This window comes from Parasutterella muris (assembly GCF_009767915.1).
Taxonomy (GTDB): domain Bacteria; phylum Pseudomonadota; class Gammaproteobacteria; order Burkholderiales; family Burkholderiaceae_F; genus Parasutterella; species Parasutterella muris.
The window spans coordinates 1-2,805 of the sequence record NZ_WSRP01000075.1 but is presented as its reverse complement, the minus strand read 5'-3'; the positions used below and the strand labels follow the sequence as shown (position 1 = coordinate 2,805).

The window sequence follows — 2,805 nt, the reverse complement described above, 5'->3', positions numbered from 1 at the left end:
GGGAGAAGGAGCGACATGCCAAAGAAAATCTCAGATAACACCGTAACTCTTTTTGTCAACGGCAGAAAATACGAGAACTGGTTGGATGTGAGTATTACCTGCACGCTTCAAAGCTTGGCCAGAGTCTTCTCCGTTAGGTCAACCAGAAGTAAAGAAGACCTGACTATAGGTATTCAGCCTCAGGATGAGGTGAAGGTATTTATTGGGGACGATCTTGTTCTGACCGGTTACGTTACTAAGCGGGAGGTAAGTTATTCTGCCTCCGGAATCAGCATTACTATCTCGGGCGCGAGTAAGACGGTCGACTTACAGGACTGCTGCATGCCGCACGGGATGGCGAACTCCTACAAGAATCAGACGCATGAGCAGAACTTAAAGGCGGTGTGCGCTCCGTTTGGAATTGGCGTTGTGGATCAAGTGAAATCGGTGGATAGGAGAAATTTAGAGTTTTCCCCGACGGAAACTGTAGGTGCTGCCGTGACCCGATATCTTCAGAAGAACGGAATTCTGCTTACGGATGATGAGGCGGGTAACTTGGTTATTGCTCAAGCCGGATCCGGAGGTAATGCACACGACACTCTGGAACTAGGGAAGAATATTCTTGAAGGTAAACGTACTCAGGATGCGTCGAAGAGGTTTAGTGATTACGTTACCTTAGGACAGGCCGCCAACCCGACCAGTGAGCTTCCGGTGTCGGCTAATCATCTCAAAGCGACGGCCCGAGATCCAGAGGTTCGGCGTGCAAGGTGGTTTGTAAAGCAAGAGCCTGGGAACGCTTCGACGGAGATTCTTCAGAAAAAGGCGGAGATTATCAAAGATATGAACGCAGGGGAGTCCGATACATTAACCTACAAAGTTCAGGGTTGGCGGCAGAACAACGGCGAGCTGTGGAAGGTTAATACCAAGGTTAGTATTTTCGATTCTTTACTGGAAATAAAAAATATACCGTTATTGATTAGCAAAATTGGATACAGTTTGTCGTCTGCAGGATCAACCGTCGAACTCACGTGCATTTCACCTCAAGCATTTCGACTGCTGGAAGAGAAGGACAGTAAGACTATTGGAGAAACATCGAACTTGTCCGAAATAAAGATTGGCTCTGGTAAAATTTAATTTATCTTTCGGAGGTTGATATGTCGATTCGGTTGTTGTTCGTGTTTTTCTTACTGACAGTCGCGAGCAGTGCATCAGCTGATGTTCGTTATTTCATTAATGAAAAAGGACAGCAAGACTGGGTCTTCGACCCGGATTACAAAGATCCAGCGCTTCATATCACCGAAGAAGATATGAAAGGTATGGTGCACGTTAGTCCCGAGCAAAAACGAAAGATGGATGAAAAGATTTTCAAAGAAGCTCTGGAGAATGAGATCACCGCTCGAATGTATCAGGATCGAGTTGCAACAAGAGAACAGGCTATCAAAGATATTCTTTCTGGCGTTCCTAGGAAAGTCCGCTGAGTTGAAAAATGCACGTCGCCCGCCTAATTCGGCGGGTTTTGTTTTTGCCAAACCGCTAATCCGACAAGCGAGCTTCCGGTATCAGCTAATCATCTTAAAGGAACAGCTTAAGATGGGTGGGTTAAGCGTGCAAGGTGGTTTGTAAAGCAAGAGCCTGGAACGCTTCGACGGAGATTCTTCAGAAAAAGGCGGAGATTATCAAAGAAGTGAATGCGGGAGAGTCGGATACTCTAACTTACAAGGTTCAGGGCTGGAGACAGAGCAATGGAGAGTTGTGGAGGGTTAACTCAGTTATTGGGTTTAAAGATCCGATGCTGGGACCATTTGAGAACGCTTCGTGGATCACAACACAAATCACATACTCTCTGAGTAGTAGTGGAACAACGTCAGTAATGACATTAAGTACAAAATCTCGCTTTAATTTATTTTCTGAACCTGACGCAAAAAAGATTAGAATTGAGGAGAATAGTGATATAAAGAAAGACAGTGGAAAGACTTAAAAGTCGAGGTGGTAGATATGAAAAAGATTCTTTTTGCTTTAGTTCCTCTTTGTTTCGTACTGCCTTCTTTTGCGGGTACTAAATGCGATCGCACTCCTGAAGGCTACGAAACTAATTGTGTACATATTCCAGGATGGAAGGATCCGGCCTTGTATGCCACTGAAGAAGATATGAAGGGTATGGTCTACGTCAGCCCGGAGCAAAAACGAAAGATGGAAGAAAAGATTTTCCGCGAAAAACTGCAAGCAGAGATAACCATACGTAAGTCCCAAGATTTTAGATTAGACGATGCAGGAGCCCTTGCTGAAATCTTGGCTGGTAAACCGCGCAGATTCTAATTGCATCTTTTATAGACTCACCCGCCCAATTCGGCGGGTTTATTTTTGCCTAACGAAAATGAATTTAAAAGCTTTAATAAACAGAGCGACGCTCTCAGCCAAGAACGGAGCTCGAAAACTTCGAACACTGCAGATTCAGCTTCTGGGTGGAGATATCAGAGAGTCGGTAGAGCATTTTGAACCATACGGTTTTACTTCTGAGCCTCATGTCGGAGCTGAAGCTATTGGATTAGCTTTAGGCGGGGATCGTGATCAAACTCTTGCCGTCGTTGTTACGGATCGCCGCTATCGCCCGACTGATCTGAAAGATGGAGAGGTTTGTGTTTTTGATGATCTTGGAAGAAAAATCTATCTCTCTCGCGACGGGATAAGGGTAGAGGGCGTTTCCAGTCCGGTCTTGGTAAACACTTCGGCCTCGGTGACAGTAGATGCTCCTTTGACAAAATGCACGGGAAATCTTGAAGTCGGAGGCAATATCGTTGCAAAAGGCGACATCAAAGATAAAGGAGG

5 protein-coding genes are annotated in these 2,805 nt (G+C 45.3%); all 5 read left to right on the top strand.

Annotated elements, in window-relative coordinates:
• On the top strand, positions 1 to 1,113 hold a 1,113-nt coding region (locus E5987_RS12495), incomplete at its 5' end, for a phage baseplate assembly protein (protein WP_237178846.1).
• A 20-nt stretch (positions 1,114 to 1,133) separates the two neighbouring features.
• Positions 1,134 to 1,457, top strand: coding sequence for a hypothetical protein (locus E5987_RS12490; protein WP_160336396.1), 324 nt, complete (start codon positions 1,134 to 1,136; stop codon positions 1,455 to 1,457).
• Positions 1,458 to 1,591: 134 nt separating this feature from the next.
• Complete coding sequence (locus tag E5987_RS13555) at positions 1,592 to 1,957, top strand: phage baseplate assembly protein (protein ID WP_371873845.1); 366 nt, start codon at positions 1,592 to 1,594, stop codon at positions 1,955 to 1,957.
• Between the two features lie 17 nt (positions 1,958 to 1,974).
• Positions 1,975 to 2,295, top strand: coding sequence for a hypothetical protein (locus E5987_RS12485; protein ID WP_160336395.1), 321 nt, complete (start codon positions 1,975 to 1,977; stop codon positions 2,293 to 2,295).
• Positions 2,296 to 2,353: 58 nt separating this feature from the next.
• Positions 2,354 to 2,805, top strand: a 452-nt coding sequence (locus E5987_RS12480) for a phage baseplate assembly protein V (protein ID WP_160336394.1), incomplete at its 3' end; no start/stop codon positions are given.

Bases quoted from the DNA above. Each gene is read 5' to 3' on its own strand.
- E5987_RS12490 (WP_160336396.1), top strand. From the start codon at position 1,134: ATGTCGATTCGGTTGTTGTTCGTGTTTTTCTTACTGACAGTCGCGAGC.
- E5987_RS12485 (WP_160336395.1), top strand. From the start codon at position 1,975: ATGAAAAAGATTCTTTTTGCTTTAGTTCCTCTTTGTTTCGTACTGCCT.